General features: G+C 72.0%; 21 protein-coding genes and 1 pseudogene. 3 read left to right on the top strand and 19 right to left on the bottom strand.

Annotation, left to right across the window (positions count from 1 at the left end; all coding sequences use genetic code 11):
• Positions 1-199: 199 nt before the first annotated feature.
• The 4 genes from ABYE80_RS06620 to ABYE80_RS06635 form a co-directional block, all read right to left on the bottom strand.
• The gene (locus ABYE80_RS06620; RefSeq protein WP_372789476.1) at positions 200-1,018 is read right to left on the bottom strand and encodes a hypothetical protein; all 819 of its coding nucleotides are present in this window, start codon (positions 1,016-1,018) and stop codon (positions 200-202) included.
• Positions 1,019-1,071: 53 nt separating this feature from the next.
• Positions 1,072-3,153, bottom strand: a complete 2,082-nt coding sequence (gene fusA / locus ABYE80_RS06625; RefSeq protein WP_372789477.1) for an elongation factor G — start codon at positions 3,151-3,153, stop codon at positions 1,072-1,074.
• Between the two features lie 103 nt (positions 3,154-3,256).
• A complete protein-coding gene (gene whiG, locus ABYE80_RS06630; RefSeq protein WP_372789478.1) occupies positions 3,257-4,039 on the bottom strand; it encodes an RNA polymerase sigma factor WhiG in 783 nt (260 codons plus the stop codon).
• Between the two features lie 18 nt (positions 4,040-4,057).
• A complete protein-coding gene (locus ABYE80_RS06635; RefSeq protein WP_372789479.1) occupies positions 4,058-4,975 on the bottom strand; it encodes a tyrosine recombinase in 918 nt (305 codons plus the stop codon).
• Here ABYE80_RS06635 and ABYE80_RS06640 point away from each other — a divergent pair.
• Positions 4,974-5,288 carry a hypothetical protein gene (locus ABYE80_RS06640; RefSeq protein WP_372789480.1) on the top strand — a complete coding sequence of 105 codons (315 nt, stop codon included), beginning with the start codon at positions 4,974-4,976 and terminating at the stop codon, positions 5,286-5,288. The two genes, ABYE80_RS06635 and ABYE80_RS06640, sit on opposite strands and share 2 nt — an antisense overlap.
• Before the next feature lie 6 nt (positions 5,289-5,294).
• On the opposite strand, the gene ABYE80_RS06645 is transcribed toward ABYE80_RS06640, so the two are convergent.
• Positions 5,295-6,335: a L,D-transpeptidase family protein gene (locus tag ABYE80_RS06645; RefSeq protein ID WP_372789481.1), complete on the bottom strand. Its 1,041-nt coding sequence runs from the start codon at positions 6,333-6,335 to the stop codon at positions 5,295-5,297.
• Positions 6,336-6,500: 165 nt separating this feature from the next.
• The gene (locus ABYE80_RS06650) at positions 6,501-7,073 is read right to left on the bottom strand and encodes a hypothetical protein (RefSeq protein WP_372789482.1); all 573 of its coding nucleotides are present in this window, start codon (positions 7,071-7,073) and stop codon (positions 6,501-6,503) included.
• A gap of 26 nt (positions 7,074-7,099) precedes the next feature.
• Here ABYE80_RS06650 and ABYE80_RS06655 point away from each other — a divergent pair, with 26 nt between their 5' ends.
• Positions 7,100-8,020, top strand: coding sequence for an alpha/beta fold hydrolase (locus ABYE80_RS06655; protein ID WP_372789483.1), 921 nt, complete (start codon positions 7,100-7,102; stop codon positions 8,018-8,020).
• A 34-nt stretch (positions 8,021-8,054) separates the two neighbouring features.
• Here the strand turns inward: ABYE80_RS06655 and ABYE80_RS06660 are convergent, their stop codons facing one another.
• From ABYE80_RS06660 to ABYE80_RS06680, 5 genes are all read right to left on the bottom strand, one after another.
• The gene (locus ABYE80_RS06660) at positions 8,055-8,675 is read right to left on the bottom strand and encodes a hypothetical protein (RefSeq protein WP_372789484.1); all 621 of its coding nucleotides are present in this window, start codon (positions 8,673-8,675) and stop codon (positions 8,055-8,057) included.
• Between the two features lie 14 nt (positions 8,676-8,689).
• Positions 8,690-8,941, bottom strand: a complete 252-nt coding sequence (locus ABYE80_RS06665; RefSeq protein ID WP_372789485.1) for a hypothetical protein — start codon at positions 8,939-8,941, stop codon at positions 8,690-8,692.
• A 51-nt stretch (positions 8,942-8,992) separates the two neighbouring features.
• The gene (thiD, locus tag ABYE80_RS06670; RefSeq protein ID WP_372789486.1) at positions 8,993-9,814 is read right to left on the bottom strand and encodes a bifunctional hydroxymethylpyrimidine kinase/phosphomethylpyrimidine kinase; all 822 of its coding nucleotides are present in this window, start codon (positions 9,812-9,814) and stop codon (positions 8,993-8,995) included.
• 62 nt (positions 9,815-9,876) lie between these two features.
• Complete coding sequence (gene dprA, locus ABYE80_RS06675; protein ID WP_372789487.1) at positions 9,877-11,016, bottom strand: DNA-processing protein DprA; 1,140 nt, start codon at positions 11,014-11,016, stop codon at positions 9,877-9,879.
• Complete coding sequence (locus ABYE80_RS06680; RefSeq protein ID WP_372789488.1) at positions 11,013-12,533, bottom strand: YifB family Mg chelatase-like AAA ATPase; 1,521 nt, start codon at positions 12,531-12,533, stop codon at positions 11,013-11,015. The genes dprA and ABYE80_RS06680 overlap by 4 nt, the downstream gene beginning before the upstream one ends.
• 217 nt (positions 12,534-12,750) lie before the next feature.
• On the opposite strand from ABYE80_RS06680, the gene ABYE80_RS06685 reads away from it, so the two are divergent.
• Positions 12,751-13,119, top strand: a complete 369-nt coding sequence (locus ABYE80_RS06685; protein ID WP_372789489.1) for a YraN family protein — start codon at positions 12,751-12,753, stop codon at positions 13,117-13,119.
• Between the two features lie 6 nt (positions 13,120-13,125).
• Here ABYE80_RS06685 and ABYE80_RS06690 read toward each other — a convergent pair whose 3' ends face one another.
• The 8 genes and pseudogenes from ABYE80_RS06690 to ABYE80_RS06725 form a co-directional block, all read right to left on the bottom strand.
• Positions 13,126-13,707, bottom strand: a complete 582-nt coding sequence (locus ABYE80_RS06690) for a ribonuclease HII (protein WP_372789490.1) — start codon at positions 13,705-13,707, stop codon at positions 13,126-13,128.
• Between the two features lie 67 nt (positions 13,708-13,774).
• On the bottom strand, positions 13,775-14,383 hold the full coding sequence (gene lepB, locus ABYE80_RS06695; RefSeq protein WP_372789491.1) for a signal peptidase I: 609 nt from the start codon (positions 14,381-14,383) through the stop codon (positions 13,775-13,777).
• Between the two features lie 9 nt (positions 14,384-14,392).
• A complete protein-coding gene (gene rplS, locus ABYE80_RS06700; RefSeq protein WP_372789492.1) occupies positions 14,393-14,965 on the bottom strand; it encodes a 50S ribosomal protein L19 in 573 nt (190 codons plus the stop codon).
• 64 nt (positions 14,966-15,029) lie between these two features.
• On the bottom strand, positions 15,030-15,725 hold the full coding sequence (gene trmD / locus ABYE80_RS06705) for a tRNA (guanosine(37)-N1)-methyltransferase TrmD (protein WP_372789493.1): 696 nt from the start codon (positions 15,723-15,725) through the stop codon (positions 15,030-15,032).
• Positions 15,725-16,240: a ribosome maturation factor RimM gene (gene rimM, locus ABYE80_RS06710; RefSeq protein WP_372789494.1), complete on the bottom strand. Its 516-nt coding sequence runs from the start codon at positions 16,238-16,240 to the stop codon at positions 15,725-15,727. Before rimM ends, trmD begins: the two co-directional genes overlap by 1 nt.
• A 5-nt stretch (positions 16,241-16,245) precedes the next feature.
• Positions 16,246-16,500 carry a KH domain-containing protein gene (locus ABYE80_RS06715; protein WP_372789495.1) on the bottom strand — a complete coding sequence of 85 codons (255 nt, stop codon included), beginning with the start codon at positions 16,498-16,500 and terminating at the stop codon, positions 16,246-16,248.
• 6 nt (positions 16,501-16,506) lie between these two features.
• The gene (gene rpsP / locus ABYE80_RS06720) at positions 16,507-16,752 is read right to left on the bottom strand and encodes a 30S ribosomal protein S16 (RefSeq protein ID WP_372789496.1); all 246 of its coding nucleotides are present in this window, start codon (positions 16,750-16,752) and stop codon (positions 16,507-16,509) included.
• Positions 16,753-16,831: 79 nt separating this feature from the next.
• Positions 16,832-17,380: pseudogene (locus ABYE80_RS06725) on the bottom strand (signal recognition particle protein); the annotation flags it as partial.

The following is a 17,380-nucleotide window of genomic DNA, read 5'->3' on the forward strand; positions in this document are numbered from 1 at the left end:
CGCACGGTACGGGCCGAGTCCTCCGGCGCGCTGCTCCCCCGGCCGCGCCGCTCGGACTTGCGCCGGTCGACGATGACCTTCACGTTGTCGTCGTCCGCGTAGTAGGCGGTCAGCTTGTCGAGGAGCTCATCGGCCAGTGCCTCGGGCACCACGCAGTAGATCATCGGGTTCCCATCGGGACGGTCATCGCCTTCTCAACCTACGCGACGCCGGCGACGCGGTGCAACTCACCGGCATCGTCGGCGGCGGCGTTGGGGGTACGTTCCTCAGCGGTCAAGTCGTCGAGTTCCGCGCCCTGCCCGATCACCCGGACGCCGGCGGCCTCGTCGCCGAGATCGATCTCGTAGCGGTACCAGCTCAGTTCCCATCCGACGACCACGGACACGATGCTGCCCTCGGTCGCCGAGGGGCGCGCGCTGACGATCGGCGCACCCAGCGACCGGGCCACGCCGGCGACCGTGCGTGGGTGCTGGCTGGCGTTGAAGACCTCGAGAGCGCGGGCGATCTTGAGCTCGGCGTTCGTCGGGACGGCGTGGACCCCACGCGGCTCGTGGAAGGACTCGGCGAAGGACCCAGAGGACGAGGAGGCGGACTCCGGCTCGGGCTCCGGCTCCGGCTCGGGTTCGGGCACCGGAGTGACGGGTGCCGCGACGAAGGCGTCGTCGTCCGTCCAGCGGTTCGCGCGCCCCGCACCGCCGGGCGCGGGCTCGAACTCGTCCTCGAACTCCTCGTCCTGCAGCCGGGACCGGCGCCCGTTGCCTCCGGGAGCCTCCCGACGCGTCCGCAGACGGGTGAACAGGCCCTTCGCGGCGCCCTCCCGCGGGGCGCGTCCCAGAGCGGAGTCCAGGCCTTCACGGATCCAGCCCTCGTGGACGGCCCGGCTGGTGCACAACTCGCACACCATGCGCCGGGTCCCCCCGTGCAGGAACACGTCGGAGTGCTCGCCACGCAGCAACGTGCGGCCGCACACGTCGCACGCTACGGAGGCCTGGGATGTCGAGATCGTCTTACGGGTCACGCGGCGACCGAGGGTAGCAGCGCCCCTCGGCCGTCCATGTGACGAGGCCCACGTCAGGCGTGGGCCGACTCCGGCGCCTCGAGGGCCTGCTCGGCCACCTTGGCCGCGAGATGCGCGGGGACCTCCTCGTAGCGCAGGAACTCCATCGTGAAGTCGCCCTGGCCGCCGGTCAACGACCGCAGATCGGGCGCGTAGGTGAGGACCTCGGCCATGGGCACCTCGGCGCGGATCTCGGTGAGGTCACCCTGGGGCTCCATTCCCTGGGGACGCCCGCGGCGGCTGTTGAGGTCGCCGATGACGTCGCCGACCGACGACTCCGGGACCGACAGGGTGACCAGCATGATCGGCTCCAGCAGCACCGCCCCGGCTGCCGCGAGCGCCTCGCGCATCGCCAGCATGCCGGCGGCCCGGAACGCGTGCTCGGAGGAATCCACGGTGTGGTAGCTGCCGTCCTGCAGTCGGACGCGTACGCCCTTGACCGGGAACCCGGCCACCGGGCCGTGCGCGAGGGCGTCGAGACACCCCCGCTCCACCGCCGGGATGAAGCCGCTCGGGATCACGCCGCCGCGGATCTCGTCCACGAACTCGAAGGAGCCTTCGTGCAGCGGCTCGATCGTGATGTGGCAGTCACCGAACTGGCCGCGGCCGCCGGTCTGCTTCTTGTGGCGACCGTGCCCCTTGGCGGTTCCGCGCACGGTCTCCTGGTAGGGCACCCGCGGCGGCTTCAACGCCACCTCGATGCCGAAGCGCGAGCGCATGCGGTCCATGACGACCTCGACGTGCATCTGCGACAGACCGGCGACGATCTGCTCGCCGGTCTGGGCGTCGCGGTGCAGGTCGATCGTCGGGTCCTCCTCCTGCAGGCGGCGCAGCGCCTCGAACATCTTGTCCTCGTCGCCCTTGGCCACCGCCTCGATCGCGAACGCCATCACGGGCGCCGGCAGCGGGATGCTGGGCATGGCCAGTGGCTCGTCGCGGCTCGCGAGCCAGTCCCCCGCCCTCGTGTCCTTCAGCTTGGCGACCGCACCGATGTCGCCAGGCCCGAAGGCGTCCGTGTGGCCGCTCTCCTTCCCGGCGAACACCAGCAGCTGCCCGATCCGCTCCCGCGTGTGGGAGCGCGTGTTCAGCACGTGGCTGTCGTGCTCGAGCACCCCCTGGTACACGCGGAAGTAGCTGATCCGACCGGCGAACGGATCCGCCTTGGTCTTGAACACGTAGGCGAACAGCTCCTCGTCGGGCCGGGCCTGCAGGACCACGGTCTCCTCGCCGGCCGCGACGCTCAGGCCGCCGTGCTTCACCGGGGAGGGCAGGTCCTCGACGATCGCGTCGAGGAGGCGGTTGGTGCCGAGGTTGCGGGTCGCCACGGCGCAGACCACGGGGAAGATCCCGCCGTGGTTGGTCCCCTCCTTGAGGGCGCCCACGATCTCCTCGTGCGTGATCTCCTCGCCGTCGAGGTACCGCTCCATGAGCGTGTCGGACACCTCGGCGACCTCGTCCATGAGCTTCTCGCGGTACTCCTGGGCGAGATCCTGGAGGTCGTCGGGGATCGGGATCTCGGCGGCGGATCCGCGGGCCGGGTCCTCGTACACGAAGGCGCGCATGTCGACGAGGTCGATCACGCCGCGGACGTCGTGCTCCCGTCCGATCGGGATCTCGGTGGCGACGACGTGCGGGCCGAAGGTCGCCTTGAGCTGCTCGAGGGTCCGGAAGAAGTCGGCGCGCTCGCGGTCGAGCATGGTGACGCACACCATGCGCGCCAGATCCAGCTCGGCAGCCCTGGCCCAGAGGCGGGTGGTGCCGACCTCCACGCCGAGGACCGCGTTGACGCAGAAGATCGCCGACTCGCAGACCCGGAGCGCGCCGAGGGCGTCGGCGACGAAGCTCGGCTCGCCGGGGGTGTCGAGCAGGTTGATCTTGCGCTCGTCCCAGGTGAACGACCGCAGCGAGGCGCTGATCGACATGCGCCGTGCCTGCTCGTCGGCGTCCGTGTCCGCGGCGGTGGTCCCGTCCGCGATGGTGCCCAGCCGGGAGATCGCCCCGGCCTCGTACAGGAGGGCCTCGTTCAGTGAGGTCTTTCCGCTACCGCGGTGGCCGACAAGGGCGACGTTGCGGATGCGGTCCGCGACGTGGTGCATGGCCTGCTCCTCTCCTCGGGGGGATGTGGAGCGACCCTAACCCCGTCGTAGGCGCGTGGCAAACGGCACAATGCACCGCCTGTCGGTGCCGTGGCGACGGCGGTCAGTCCAGCGGATCCGAGGTGAGCCGCGAGCGCAGTCGCAGCACCGCCTTGGTGTGCAGCTGCGAGATGCGGGACTCCGTCACGCCGAGGACCTCGCCGATCTCGCGGAGCGTCAGGTTCTCGTAGTAGTACAGCGCCACCACGAGCTTCTCGCGCTCGGGGAGGCGGGCGATGGCGTCGGCGACCCGGTCCTTGAGGTCCGTCTGGTCCATGACCGCGGCCGGATCCGGCGCGTCGGGGTCCTGCAGGGTGTCGAGCAGCGACACCTGGTCACCGCTGGAGTCCGAGACCGACCAGAGCTCGTCGAGCGCCGCGATCGTCGAGTTCGAGATCTGGAGGAGGGCGGACTGGAACTCCTCGACGGTCATCTCGAGCTCGAGCGCCATCTCCTCGTCCGTGGGCGCGCGCTGCAGGCGATGCTCGAGCTTGGAGTTGGCCCGCTCGATCTCGCGCGCCTTGGCTCGCACCGAGCGCGGCACCCAGTCAAGCGACCGCAGCTCGTCGATGATCGCACCCTTGATGCGCGTGATCGCGTACGTCTCGAACTTGATCTCGCGCGACAGGTCGAAGCGCTCGATCGCGCTGATGAGCCCGACCAGGCCGTAGGAGATGAGGTCGGCCTCCTCGACGTGCGCGGGGAGCCCGGACGCCATGCGCCCGCTGACGTACTTGACCAGCGGCGAGTACGCGACCACGAGACGTTCGCGCGCGCGCTCGTCCCCGTCGGCCTTGTACCGGCGCCAGAGGTCTTTGAGCTCGATCGCTTTGACGTTCGTTTCCACGTTTGCTCTTTCGTCCCGTCAGGCTCGCGGGTGAGCCCGCGCGTACGCCGTCTTGAGACGCGCTGACTCTACCCGAGTGTAGATCTGGGTCGTGGAGACACTTGCGTGCCCGAGCATCTCCTGGATCGCACGGAGGTCCGCGCCGCCGTCCAGCAGGTGCGTCGCGAACGAGTGGCGCAGGGCGTGCGGGTGCACGCCTCCCTGCACCTCCGCGAGCCGCACCCAGACCCGCAGTCGACGTCGGACGTCCGAGGTGCCCAGGCGCCGCCCGGTCTTGGAGAGGAAGAGCGCCGGCTCCTGCTCCTCGCGTACGAGCGCCGGACGCCCGCGCTCCAGGTAGCGCGCCATCGCGGCGAGCGCGGCCTCGCCCGCGGGCACCACGCGCGTCTTCGACCCCTTGCCCTCCACGCGGACCTGCTCGGCGTCGTGGTCGAGGCTGATCACGTCGAGCGTCACGATCTCCTCCGCGCGCAGACCGCTGGCGTACGCGAGCTCGAACATGGCGCGATCGCGCATCTCCAGCGGCGTCGACGTCGGGATGCGGTCCAGGAGCGCAGCGATCTCCTGCGGCTTCAGCACCGTCGGCAGGTTGCGGGGCCGCTTGGGAGAGGCGACCAGGTCCGCCGGGTTCTGGGTCACGTGCCCGTGCTCACGAAGGCAGCGGTACAGGGCGCGGATGGCGGCGAGCTTGCGGGCGACCGTGGTCGCCGCCGCCCCGGACTCGCCGAGCGCCGCCGCGTACCGGCGCAGCGACCGGTGGTCGACCTCCGCGGGCTCGAGTCCCCCCTGCGACGCCCAGCGCGCGAACTGCTCGACGTCGATGCCGTAGGCGCGTCGCGTCTTCTCCGCGGCGGCACGCCCGCGCAGGTCCCCGTCCAGCAACAGCAGCGCGGCGTGCCAGCCCGCGGGGAGCTCGTCCGTATCCTGCGTGGTCATGGGTCGGTTCTTCATCGATACGGCGTCCGGTCAGATCGCGACGCGAAAGCAGCTCGTGGAGGGCGGCCTCGCGACCGAGGAGGACGATCCGCCGCGGCCGTGGCACCCGATCAACGCACCGGTCGACGCCACCACCATGTGGTACGCGGCCATGCGGAAGCGGGAGCGCGGGATCTTCATCGGCACGCTGGTCTTTCGCCACCAACCACACCACACCCTGCTCCTGGAGCGCGGCTGGGAGGAGGTTCCCGTCGAGGAGATCGGACTGCCGGGGACCACGAGCGAGATCAGCCCCGCCCCGGATCTGGGCTGAGGCGGTCTACGCGATGTAGATCGGCGCGCCGACCGGGACGCGCGGGTACAGGTCCTCGACGTCCTCGACCAGCATGCGCAGGCACCCGTGGCTCGCGTTGGACCCGATCGATCCACGGTCCGAGGTCCCGTGGATGCCGACGCCGTCGTAGATCCCCAACCACCGGGACTTCAGCGGGTTCTCGGGCACCCCGCCGGGGATGACCTTGCCGGCGAGATCGCCCGCCCACGGCTTCCTCGGCACGGTCCAGGCCGGGTTCACCGCCTTGTTGGCGATCTCGTACAGGCCGGCCGGCGTCTCGTGACCGGCCGCACCCACGGCGATGCCGTAGGTCTTCTGGAGCTTCAGGTTCCTGTAGAGCCGGAGCTTGAACCCGCTGCGATCCGCGATCAGCACGACCGGGTTCTTGCGCGCCAGCTTGGATCGGGTGACCTTCGGCTTGACCTTCTCCGTTCGCGCCACCAGCTTGCGTGACGCGGTCGGGGAGACGATCGCCGCGCGGATCTGCTTGTGCAGCTCGCTCGCCCGCACGGCCAGGCCGACCTGGCCCTCGGTCTCGGAGAGCCCCCCGCCCGTGAACGTGAGCTTCGCGTTCTTCGCCGGGCGGTCGATGCTGCGCCGGACCCGGTCCAGCAGCCGTACGACCGCGGCCTTCGAATAGCCGACCTCGGGCTCCAACTCGGCGCGGACCTCGCCCCCGGTCAGCTCGCGGGCGACGCGCGTGAAGATGCTGCCCTTGCGGCTGCGGGCCAGCGCCTCGTCCACCACCGGCGCGAAGTCCACGGCGATCTCGGCCTCCCGCGGCCCGAGCTTCCACGTCTTGCGTCCGTGATCCACGCGGATCGCCGACTCCAGACGCGGCTGCAGATCGGCTTCCAGCCGCGATCGCGCCTGCGCCGCGGTCATGCCGCCGACGTCGATCCCCGACACCGTGATGCCCTTGGCGATCCGGTTGCGTTTGCCGTTGTCGTACGCGTACACGCCCGCCGTGAGGCCCAGCGTGACGACGAGGACGGCGGCGACGATGATGAACGGACGGGAGCGCAAGGTGGGAACCTGCCGAGCGAAAGGTGGGAAACCGCCCGCACAGCCTAAAGACCGAGGGTGTCGGACACCACCGGTTCGAGAGCGAATCGATACGGCGATCCGCCGCGCCCGCTGTCGCGCTCAAGTCACAGCAGCGCGAGACCGGGCGATCTCAAGTACGTCATTCTACGCAGCTCGGCGCCGCAGGGGATCCAGGGTGCGCTCGAGACGATCCGCGAGGGTCGGCCAGTCCTGCGCGTGGAGCACGCGCTCCTCCTCCACGACGTCGGCGTTCCAGGGATGGAGCAGCGTGGCGGGGGTGATCCCGTGCTCCAGGGCCCGCAGGATGTTCGTCGGGCTGTCGTCGATCAGGATGTCGATCCCGATCTCGGCGCAGCGCGAGATCTTGTCGTAGGAGCAGTACAGCTCGTCGAAGGACAGGCCGATCTGCCGCAGCCACCGCTCCGTCGCGTCGTGGGACGCGGTGCTTCGGTGGCTGGTGATGTGCACGAAGTGGCCCGCCCCGTGCCATGCGTTCACCACCTCGACCGCGCCGTCGTAGGGCACGGCGGCGAGGATGACCTCCTCGGTGTGCGTCTCGTCGATGCAGCACTGCAGCTGCTCGGGCCGCAGGCGGGTCACCCCCCAGTCGAGCTGCTCGTCGTACGGGAGCTCGATCCCGAACCGCCGCCGGGCGGCCGCAGAAAGCACGTCCCAGTAGTGATGCAGGGTCGAGTCGATGTCGATCGCGATGCGCATGCCCCAGCGGCGTAGAGTAGACAGGAATGGTGGCGAACGGCGCTGCGATGGACAAGGTGACGATCGACCACTACGGACCCCGCGGTCGCTCTCCCTGGCTCGATGTCGACTGGCGTGAGCACCAGCGATGGGTGACGGTCGCCGGCGCCCCGGTGAACCTCGTCGATCTCGGGTCCGGCCCCGCCGTGGTGTTCGTCCACGGCCTCGCGGGCTCGTGGCAGAACTGGCTCGAGAACCTGCCGGAGTTCGCCCGGGACCACCGCGTGATCGCGCTCGATCTGCCTGGGTTCGGGCACAGTCCCATGCCCGCCGACCGGATCACCATCACCCGCTACGCCGCGATCGTCGACGAGCTCCTCGCCTCCCTGGGCGTCGACGACGCGACGATCGTCGGGAACAGCATGGGCGGCTTCGTCGCGCTGGACATGGCGCTGCGCCACGCGCGTCGTGTGCGACGCCTCGTGCTGGTGGCGGCAGCCGGGGTGAGCCGGTTGCGCCCCGGCACCGACCAGGCGCTGTCCGCGCTGCGACGCGCCGAGCGCCTGGTCATCGGGTACAACGCGTTCCTCGCCGCGCGCTCGGACCTTGCGAGCCGCCGCGCCAAACTGCGACGGCATCTCCTGCGCCTCGTCGCCGCCCATCCGGAGCAGCTGCCGGCACCCCTGGTCAGCGAGCAACTGCGCGCCAACGGCACCGCGGGGTTCATCGATGCCATCGAGGCGCTGACCACCTACCCGATCGAGGACCGTCTGCCCGCGATCGCCGCGCCCACGTTGATCGTCTGGGGTGAACGCGACCGCCTGGTGCCGGTCGGTGACGCCACCCGGCTGCACCGGGCGATCCCGAACGCGCGCGGCGTGATCTACGCGGACACCGGCCACGTGCCGATGCTCGAGCGACCGCAGCGATTCAACGCCGACCTGCGGGCGTTCCTCACCGAGGCGTAGGGCCCGCGACGGCCGCTTGCCCCGGGTGCGGGGGCTACGGCGCGGTGGCGCCCGTCGCGCGGCGCTGACGCGCGAGCCGGGTGCGCTCCCACTCGCTGAGCCGCCACAGGTCACGGCGGACCTGACGGGGATCGACCTGCCGACCGGGGAGGTGCATGTTGGCGCTGTCGATGAGCCGCCGTTCGTCACCCGTCAACGCCATCCACTTCGCCAGGACGTCGTCGGAGTCCGGGAGGCGCGCGGATCCGTACGGGCGGGTCTCGTCCGGGAACGCGACGCAGTACTCCGCGAGCAGTCGCCGGGTCTGCGGGAGGTACGACACGATCGGCTTGTGGGGATAGACGAGGTAGGCGTACGGGGCACCCGCCTCGGTCGCCTGCGTACCGCCCTGCTCCGGTCCGCCGGTGAGCCTGCCCCAGACGCGAAGGAACCCGAGGTCGCGGTACATCGACCACTCCTCGTCCCCGACGCAGGACTTCAGCAGTTGGCGGGCCCGCCGCTCGGCGCGCCGTTCACGACCAGGGTCGTAGCCCTCGATCGCACTGCGCTCGCGACGGGAGCGGCGCTGCTCGCTCCAGCGCTCCAGCCGCGGAAAGCTGATCTCCCACAGGAGCGCGAGGATCACTGCGGAGGTGGCGAAGAGCGCGAGCAGCATCCCCGCCGGGTCCCCTAGAGCGCTCCGCCCGCTGCCCGGGGGAAGAAGATCACGCGCTCCGCGTCCCGCGGGATCTCGTCGAACGCCCGCACCATCCGGGCCTCGCGGCGTCCCGCGGCGGCGCGGACCGGCACCGCGGCCCACATGCCCGCGTCGAGTTGCGCGCGGAACTCGTCGATGAGCCGCTGCTCGTCCTGCGGCACGTCGACGTCGCCCTCCGTCAGCAGGACCTCGCCGTGACCGGGTTTCATGCGCAGGAACTGCATCCGCGGGCGATTATGGCAAAGGGCACGAGGCCGTCCGAAGGCTCGGCGCACTCACGTCCGGGTCGGCGTCCGGGCCACGACGTCGAGGATGTCGACCGGTCCGGCGCCGTCGCCCAGCCCGCGCAGGCCGTTCCGGACGGCCTCCCCGGCGAGCACCCGGGCGGCGCGGGCGGACTCCAGCGGCGTGAAGCCGTGGGCGAGGTGCGCGGCCAGCGCCGAGGCATGCGTGCACCCCGACCCGTGTGCCGCGCCGTCCGGATGGCGCGGGCCGGGGATGAGCGTGGTCCCGCTGCCGTCGTGGAAGACATCGACGGCCTCGTCCCGGTGGCCGCCGGTGACCACGACGCACGCGGCGCCGAGCTCGCGGATCGCGATGGCGAGGGATGCGCCGTCGAGCGCGGGGTCCTCGACCAGCGCACGGCCCTCCGGGAGGTTCGGGGTGATCACGGTGGCCCGGGGCACGATCAGCTCGATGAGCGCCGCGTGCGCCTCGGGGTCCAGCAGACGCGCGCCCGACTCCGCCACCATGACCGGATCGACGACCACGGGCGTTCCCGCGGGAACGTGCTGCAGCGCTGCGGCGACGGCCTCGGTGGTCGCCACGCTCCCGAGCATCCCGATCTTGACGGCCTGCACACCGAGGTCCTCGACCACGGCACGGACCTGCTCGACGATGAACGGTCCGGGGACGGGGTGCACGCCGGTCACGGCGACCGTGTTCTGGGCGGTCAGCGCGGTGATCGCCGCCGCGCCGTGGGCGCCGCACGCGGCGAAGGCCTTCAGGTCGGCCTGGATGCCGGCACCCCCGCCCGAGTCCGATCCGGCGATGGTGAGGCAGACCGGAGGGCGGCGAGCGGCGGGGTCGGCGGGCATCGGGCGGAAGGCTAGTGCAGGCCGCTGCGGCGCCGGACCCCGCGTGCTTCGGCCGGCGCGGCTCATCGGACGGTCGCGACGTACGCCCCTCCGGGAACGCGGCGCACCTCCCCGAGCAGCTCCAGCTCACTCAGCGCGGCGAGGACGCTCACGAGATCCTCGGGACCGTCGGCGAGCGCAGCGGGGGTCGCGCGACCGGCGGCGACCGCATCGCGGACCCGACGCAGGTCGGCCGTGAGCTCCGCCGGGGCCGGTGTCAGCGGTGTCGGCGGTCGGAGTCCCGCCCCACCGGCGATGCCCAGCAGCCCGTCGAGCACGTCGGCCGGCTCGAGCACGAGGTGGGCGCCGTCGCGCAGGAGCAGGTTCGTCCCCCGGCAGTGCGGGCCGGCCGCGGGTCCGGGTACCGCGGCCACCTCCCGGCCCATCTGGACGGCGAAGTCGGCGGTGATCAGCGATCCGGACCGCTGCGCGGCTTCGACGACCACGGTGAGCTGCGCCAGCGCGGCGATGATCCGGTTGCGAGACGGGAACGCCCAGCGGTAGGCAGGGGTGCCGGGCGGGAGCTCCGAGACGATGGCCCCGGACACCGCGATGCGCTCGCCGAGCGGGACCTTCGTGCGTGGATAGGTCCGGTCGGCTCCTGTGGCGAGCACCGCGACCGTGCGTCCACCCCCGGCCAGCGCGCCCTCGTGCGCGGCGGAGTCGACGCCCAGCGCGAGCCCGCTGACGACCGTGACCCCCGCGGCGGAGAGCGACCGGCCGAGCGCCCTCGCGGTCTCGAGCGCCTGCGGGCCCGCCCGCCGCGCGCCCACGATCGCCACCGCGGGCGGGCAGGTGTCCAGGTCCCCGCCGCCGAGCAGACGGGCGAGCGCCTCGTCGCGGTCGCGAACGAACAGGACCGCAGGCGAGGCGGTGTCGTCGTGCAGGCGGGCCGGATAGCGGCGGTCGTGCCGGCAGACCGCGCGCAGCCCCGCCCGAGCCGTCCGTTCCCGCGCGACCTGCGGGTCGAACGCCGCGCGCTCGGCGTGGATCACGGGCACCTCCCCGCCCCCCAGCGCGGCGATCAGGCGCAGGTCGTCGAGCGCGAGCACGTCGCGGAGGGCCCGGCGTGCGCGCGGTGCGTGTTCGAGGTGGCCGGCCAGCCGACCGAGCAGCCACGCCCGGCGCAGGCACGTGTCGCAGGCGCTCCGAACGGCGCTCATGCCGCGAGCCCCACGCCGTCGAGTCGCAACCCGAGCGCCGCCAGCAGGTGCTGCGCCGTGACGTCGTCCGCGCCGTCGAGGTCCGCCAGCGTCCGGGCCAGGCGCAGCGTGCGGTGGCGTCCTCGCGGGCTCAGCGCGCCCGCCGCGTAGGCACGGTCCAGATGGGAGGTCGCGGCGTCGTCGAGGCGCACCGCCGCGCGCACGCCACGGACGTCCAGCTCGGCATTGCACGCCGCGCCCGTCGCCTTGCGGCGGAACTCCTGCCGCTCGCGTGCGGCCGCGACGCGCTCGGCGACCGCGGCGGACGTGGTCGACGCCGGCGCGGAGAGCTCCGCCTGCGAGGGTCGGAGCACCTGGACGAGGACGTCGAAGCGATCGAGCAGCGGACCGCTCAGGCGCCGCCGGTAGCGCTCGTGGTCGGTCTCGGCGCAGCGGCACCGCTCGCCGTCGCCGGCGTGGCCGCACGGGCAGGGGTTCATGGCGGCCACCAGCTGGAACCGGGCCGGGAAGACCGCCGATCGCTGGCCGCGGACGACCACGACCCTGCCGTCCTCCAGGGGTTGCCGCAGCGCGTCAAGCACGTTGCGGGGGAACTCGGGCAGCTCGTCGAGGAACAGCACGCCTCGATGGGCCAGGGTGATCTCACCCGGCCGCGGCAGCGCCCCGCCTCCGACGAGCGCCGCCGCCGAGGTGGTGTGGTGCGGGGCCCGGAACGGGCGCTCCCGCACGAGTCCCTCCGCCTGCCGCCCGGCGATCCCCTGGATGCGCGTGACCTCGATGGCCTCGGCGGGCGACATCGGCGGGAGGACGGAGGCGAGGCGCCGCGCCAGCATCGTCTTCCCGGTCCCGGGCGGTCCCGAGAGCAGCAGGTTGTGCCCACCGGCCGCGGCGACCGTGAGCGCCTCGATGACCGCGGCGTGACCTCGGACGTCGGCGAGGTCGGGGCCACGCACCGCGCGCGGCGCGGGGCCGGTCGCGAGCTGAGCCGGGACCGTCGCCGCCGGACGTCGTCCTTCGAGGACAGCCACCACGTCGTCGAGGGTCCGGACCGCGTGGACGTCGATCCCGGGGACCAGCAGTGCTTCCCGAGCGCTCTCGTCCGCGACGATCAGGCCGGCGAGCCGTGCGGCCCGGGCGCCCTCCGCCACCGCCAGCGCGCCGCGCACCGGTCGCACCTCGCCGCCGAGCGCCAGCTCGCCGTACAGGCCGATCCGGTCGAGCGCGGGCGCCACGACCTGACCACTGGCCACGAGAACCGCGCAGGCGATCGCGAGGTCGAAGCCGGGACCGTGCTTGAGGAGCGCCGCCGGCGCGAGGTTCACGGTGACCCGGCGGTTCGGGAACTCATAGCCCGAGTTGGCGATCGCCGCGGCCACGCGTTCTCGCGATTCACGGACCGCCCGATCCCCCATCCCGACCACCGTGAACGCGGGCAGCCCCGCGCGGAGGTCGGCCTCGACCGTGACCCGGCGGGGTTCGAGGCCGTCGATGTGGAAGGTGGCGACGCGGCAGAGCACGACGGCGACGGTAGGAGCGTTCGCGTCACGGCGCACCGGGGGCTCCGCGCCTTTTCTGTGCCCGCTGTGTGCCGATCGTGCTGGCGCGTCGTGGAGGCCGCTCCACTCGGGGGCCCCGCCCCCCAGATCGCCGCCTCGTGCCGATCCTGCGCCGTCTTCCTGCCGAATGCGCGACATCGCGCGGGGTCGGGCCGGCGCGGATCTACGGTCGCGCCCCATGCCACCCGCCGACCACCGCCAGCGCCTGGGCCGGCTGGGCGAAGATCTCGCCGCGGCCCATCTCGAGCGCCTCGGCTTCGCGATCGTCGCCCGCAACCACCGCACCCGCCACGGCGAGATCGACCTCATCGCGTGTGACGAGCGCACCCTCGTCATCTGCGAGGTGAAGACGCGGCGCGGTGCGGGACGCCCATGGGACTCGCTGCACGAGCGCAAGCGCGCGCAGGTGCGGCGGATGGCGGCCGCCTATCTCGCCGCGGTGCACGACCGCCCCCGGGCCGCGGAGATCCGTCTCGACGCGATCGGGGTGGTGGTCGACGCCGCCGACCGCCTCGTCGCGCTCGAGCACCTCGAAGGCGCGCTGTGAGCCGCGCTACAGCGTCAGCTGCTGGTAGGCCGTCGACTGGAACGACAGGCGGTGCAGCGGCGAGACCCCCTGACGGGCGATCGCCTCACGGTGGGTGGGCGTGGAGTACCCGACGTGCGCGGCGAAGTCCCACCCCGGGTGACGGGCGTCGGCGCGATGCATGAAGCGGTCGCGGGAGACCTTCGCGAGGATCGACGCCGCGGCGATGGCCGCGCTCGTCGCATCCCCCTCGACGATCGCCCGCTGCTCGTACTCCATCTCCGGGACCCGGAACCCGTCCACCAGGCACAGGGTGCCCGGGCGGGCCACCCGCCGCAGCGCATCGCGCAGCGCCTGGAGGTTGGTCACGTGCAACCCGCGCTGGTCGAGCGCCGGAACGCACCGCGACACCACGGCGCAGTGCGCCGCGATCCGCAGCACGACCGGGTACAGCGCTTCCCGCGCCTCCGGCGTGTGCTGCTTGGAGTCGTTGAGCACGCCCAGCGCCCGTACCTCGCGGGGGCCCAGACGGTCGAGGTCGAGCAGCACCGCGGCGGCTACGAGCGGGCCGGCGAGGCATCCCCGGCCGGCCTCGTCGGCACCTGCCACGAACCGGACGCCTAGCCCGCGGTCGTGCTGGACGAGCTTGCGACCGGTCCGCCGCGGACGCGGGCGTCTAGAGGAGGCCGACGCGCTTGGGCGGCCAGTAGGTGGCGAAGGCGCCACCGATGATCCACTCCTTGGGGACAGGTCCCCAGAACCGGCTGTCGTCGGACTCTCCACGGTTGTCGCCCATCATGAAGAAGTGCCCGGCGGGAACCGTGAACTCGCGAGGCAGATCGCACCCCTCGCCACCACCGCACGCGCGGATGTAGTCGTCCTTCTCCCGCTTGCCGTTGCGGAACACGTGGCCGCCGCGGATGGAGAGGCGGTCGCCCGGAGCGCCGACCACGCGCTTGATGAAGTTCACGTTGGAGCGCGCCTTCGTCGGCTTGTCGCAGGCCTGGTCCTCGGGCTTGTCGGCGTTGCCGCACGTGTTCGACTCCGACCCGCTCGGCGGGTGGAACACGACGACGTCCCCCACGCTCGGATCGGAGAAGTTGTTGCCCAGGCGGTTGACCAGCACGCGCTGGCCCACCGTCAGGGTCGGAAGCATCGATTCGGAGGGAATCCGGTACGGCTTGACGAGGAACGCCTGGATGCCGAGCGCAAGCCCGATGGCGACCGCGACGATGACGACGGTCTCGAGGATCGAGCCGCCGGCGGACTTCTCCGACTTGGCCACCTCGCGTGCCTAGGCCTGATCGTCGGCCGGGGCGTCGCCCTCGGCCTCGGCGGCGGGCTCGGCCTCGGCGGCCGGCTCGTCCGCGGTCGTCTCGGCGGCGGGCTCCGCCTCGGCGACCGGAGTCTCCTCGACGGCCTCGGACTCGGTCGCCTGCAGCTCGGCCTGCGCCTCGGCCGCGGCAGCGGCCTCCGCCTCGGCGTCGTGCAGGAGCCCGGATTCCACGACCTCCTCGGGACCGACGTAGCGACGCTCGCGGACGCGGGCGCGCTTGCCGACCCGGTCGCGCAGGTAGTAGAGCTTGGCGCGACGCACGTCACCGCGGGCCGCGACCTCGATGCGCTCGATCTTCGGCGAGTGCAGCGGGAAGGTCCGCTCGACGCCGACGCCGAACGACTGCTTGCGGACCGTGAAGGTCTCGCGGGCGCCGTGGCCCTGACGCTTGATGACGACGCCCTCGAAGATCTGGGTGCGGCGACGGGTGCCTTCGATGACCTGGAAGTGCACCTTCACCCGGTCGCCGGGCTGGAACTTCGGGACGCGGCGCAGCTGGGCGCGCTCGATGGAGTCGATGACTGTGCTCATAGCGAAGGTGGTGGGGCGCAGGACGGAAGGCGCAGGGACGTGATCGGGTCCGCAGCGCGACGCGTCATGGTAGCGGAGTACCGCCCGAGGAGGCCCCACGCTCGTCACTGCGGGCCCGGCGCCAGTTGCGGATCTCCTCGTGATGCCCGGACAGCAGCACCTCCGGGACTCCCCAGCCGCGGTACTCGGCCGGACGCGTGTAGTGCGGGTACTCGGGGTTGCCCCCCAGGGCCGCGCTGAAGGACTCCTCCACCGCCGAGTCGGCGTGACCGAGGGATCCGGGCAGCTTTCGCAGCACCGCGTCCGCGACGACCATCGCCGCGAGCTCGCCGCCGGCCAGCACGTACCGCCCGATCGACAGCGTGTCCGAGCAGAAGTGCTGGACGATGCGCTCGTCGAAGCCCTCGTAGCGCCCGCACAGGAGCGTCACGGCCGGCTCCGCGGCGAGCTCGTCCACGAACGCGTCGTCGAGGACGCGGCCGCCCGGCGTGAGCGCGATCACGCGCCGCTCCCTGCGGAGATCGACCGGATCGGCGTTGTAGAACGCCCGCAGCGCCGCGTCCATGACGTCGACCCGCAGCACCATGCCGGCGCCGCCGCCGAACGGCGTGTCGTCGACCTGCCCGCCGCTGAGCGTCGTGTGATCGCGGGGGTTCAGCGTGCGGAGCTCGTGCCCCCCGCGGAGGGCGTTGGCGATGTGCCGCTGGCCGCGGAACCACTCGAACCAGTCCGGGAACAGGGTGACGACGTCGAGCTGCATCAGCCCTCACCCTGCACGAAGCTCAGGTCGATGTCGATGCGCCGGGCGGCCACGTCGATCGTCCGGATCGCGTCGCGCACCATCGGGACCAGCAGGTCCTCGCCCTCGGGACGTTGGACCTCGAGCACCTCGCACGACGGCAGCGGCATCATGCGCCGGACGGTACCGACCGCCCTGGTGCCGTCGACCACCGCACACCCCGCCAGGTCCTCGGCCCAGTACTCGCCCTCCGGGAGGCTCGGCAGATCGTCGCGGGCGACGAGGAGGTCGCTGCCGCGCAGCGCGAGGGCCTGCTCGCGCGAGGACGTGCCCCGCAGACGCAGGATCGGGCGCTCGTCCGTGCCCGACCGGCGGTCGATGACCGTCGCGGTTCCACCGACGTGCACGGTCGCGCCGGCGCTCAGCAGGAGCGGCCGGGGCCGGGTCACGTGGAAGCTGCCGTCGAGCCCGTGCGGCCGGCCGACCCGCCCGGCGCTCAGGAACGCCTGGGTGATGCTCTCGGAGGTGTCGGACACGGTGGCTAGTCGACGATGTCGACGAGCACGCGCTTCTTCTCGCGTACCGCGGCGGCCTTGACGACGGTGCGCAGGGCGCTGGCCGTCCGGCCACCACGCCCGATGACCCGACCGTAGTCGTCGTCACCGACCGCGAGCTCGAGGACGACCGTGCCGTCCCCTTCCTCGAACTGCTCGACCGACACCTCGTCCGGATGCTCGACGATGCGCTTGGTGAGCGCCTCGAGCAGGTCGCGGAGCGGAGCGTCCGCCGGAGCCATGATCGCCTAGGCCTCGATGCCCTGGATCTTCAGGAGCTTGCGGACCGTGTCGGTCGGCTGGGCGCCCTTGTCGAGCCACTCGCGGATCCGGTCCTCCTTGAGGAGGATGGTCGAGGGCTCGGTCTGGGCGTTGTACTGCCCGACCGTCTCGATCACACGACCGTCGCGCGGGGAGCGCCCATCGGCGACGACGACGCGCCAGATCGGGTCCTTCTTGCCGCCCACACGGGTGAGCCGGAGTCGTACAGCCACGGTGATCCTCTCGAAAACTTGGGAAAAGCGACGACGGAGGGTAGACGATCGCGAGGTCTCGGCGCGGTCCGACCGCGCCTCAGCGCTGCCGCATGAGCTGGGTCATGTCGGGCATCTTGCCCTTGCCCAGCTGCTTCATGACCTTGCGCATCTGCCCGAACTGCTTCACGAGGTTGTTGACCGCCTGCACGTTGGTCCCGGATCCCTTGGCGATCCGCAGGCGACGTGAGCCCTTGATCAGCTCCGGTCGCCGGCGCTCCTCCGGCGTCATCGACAGGATGATCGCCTGGATGCGGTCGAGCTCGCGCTCGTCGACCTTCAGGTTCTTCATCTGCTGCCCGGCGAACCCCGGGATCATCCCCATGAGGGAGCTGAGCGGCCCCATCTTGCGGATCTGCTTGAGCTGGTTCAGGAAGTCCTCGAGCGTGAACTCGTTGCGGCGCAGCTTGCGCTCGAGCGCCTTGGCCTCGTCCTCGTCGAACTGCTGCTCGGCCTTCTCGATGAGCGACATGACGTCGCCCATGCCGAGGATCCGCTGCGACATGCGGTCGGGGTGGAAGCGCTCGAACTGGTCGAGCTTCTCCCCGGTGGACGCGAACAGGATCGGCTTGCCGGTGACCGCCTTGAC

This window comes from Paraconexibacter sp., from assembly GCF_041602235.1.
Classification (GTDB): Bacteria; Actinomycetota; Thermoleophilia; order Solirubrobacterales; family Solirubrobacteraceae; genus Paraconexibacter.

What these genes read in the sequence shown, in the direction of transcription:
- ABYE80_RS06685 (WP_372789489.1), top strand. Translation starts at nt 12,751, where the DNA reads ATGCCACCCGCCGACCACCGCCAGCGCCTGGGCCGGCTGGGCGAAGAT.
- fusA (WP_372789477.1), bottom strand. Translation starts at nt 3,153, where the DNA reads ATGCACCACGTCGCGGACCGCATCCGCAACGTCGCCCTTGTCGGCCAC.
- ABYE80_RS06650 (WP_372789482.1), bottom strand. Translation starts at nt 7,073, where the DNA reads ATGCGCATCGCGATCGACATCGACTCGACCCTGCATCACTACTGGGAC.
- ABYE80_RS06715 (WP_372789495.1), bottom strand. Translation starts at nt 16,500, where the DNA reads ATGGCTCCGGCGGACGCTCCGCTCCGCGACCTGCTCGAGGCGCTCACC.
- ABYE80_RS06655 (WP_372789483.1), top strand. Translation starts at nt 7,100, where the DNA reads ATGGTGGCGAACGGCGCTGCGATGGACAAGGTGACGATCGACCACTAC.
- trmD (WP_372789493.1), bottom strand. Translation starts at nt 15,725, where the DNA reads ATGCAGCTCGACGTCGTCACCCTGTTCCCGGACTGGTTCGAGTGGTTC.
- ABYE80_RS06635 (WP_372789479.1), bottom strand. Translation starts at nt 4,975, where the DNA reads ATGACCACGCAGGATACGGACGAGCTCCCCGCGGGCTGGCACGCCGCG.
- thiD (WP_372789486.1), bottom strand. Translation starts at nt 9,814, where the DNA reads ATGCCCGCCGACCCCGCCGCTCGCCGCCCTCCGGTCTGCCTCACCATC.
- ABYE80_RS06660 (WP_372789484.1), bottom strand. Translation starts at nt 8,675, where the DNA reads ATGCTGCTCGCGCTCTTCGCCACCTCCGCAGTGATCCTCGCGCTCCTG.
- ABYE80_RS06640 (WP_372789480.1), top strand. Translation starts at nt 4,974, where the DNA reads ATGGGTCGGTTCTTCATCGATACGGCGTCCGGTCAGATCGCGACGCGA.
- ABYE80_RS06665 (WP_372789485.1), bottom strand. Translation starts at nt 8,941, where the DNA reads ATGCAGTTCCTGCGCATGAAACCCGGTCACGGCGAGGTCCTGCTGACG.
- dprA (WP_372789487.1), bottom strand. Translation starts at nt 11,016, where the DNA reads ATGAGCGCCGTTCGGAGCGCCTGCGACACGTGCCTGCGCCGGGCGTGG.
- rplS (WP_372789492.1), bottom strand. Translation starts at nt 14,965, where the DNA reads ATGAGCACAGTCATCGACTCCATCGAGCGCGCCCAGCTGCGCCGCGTC.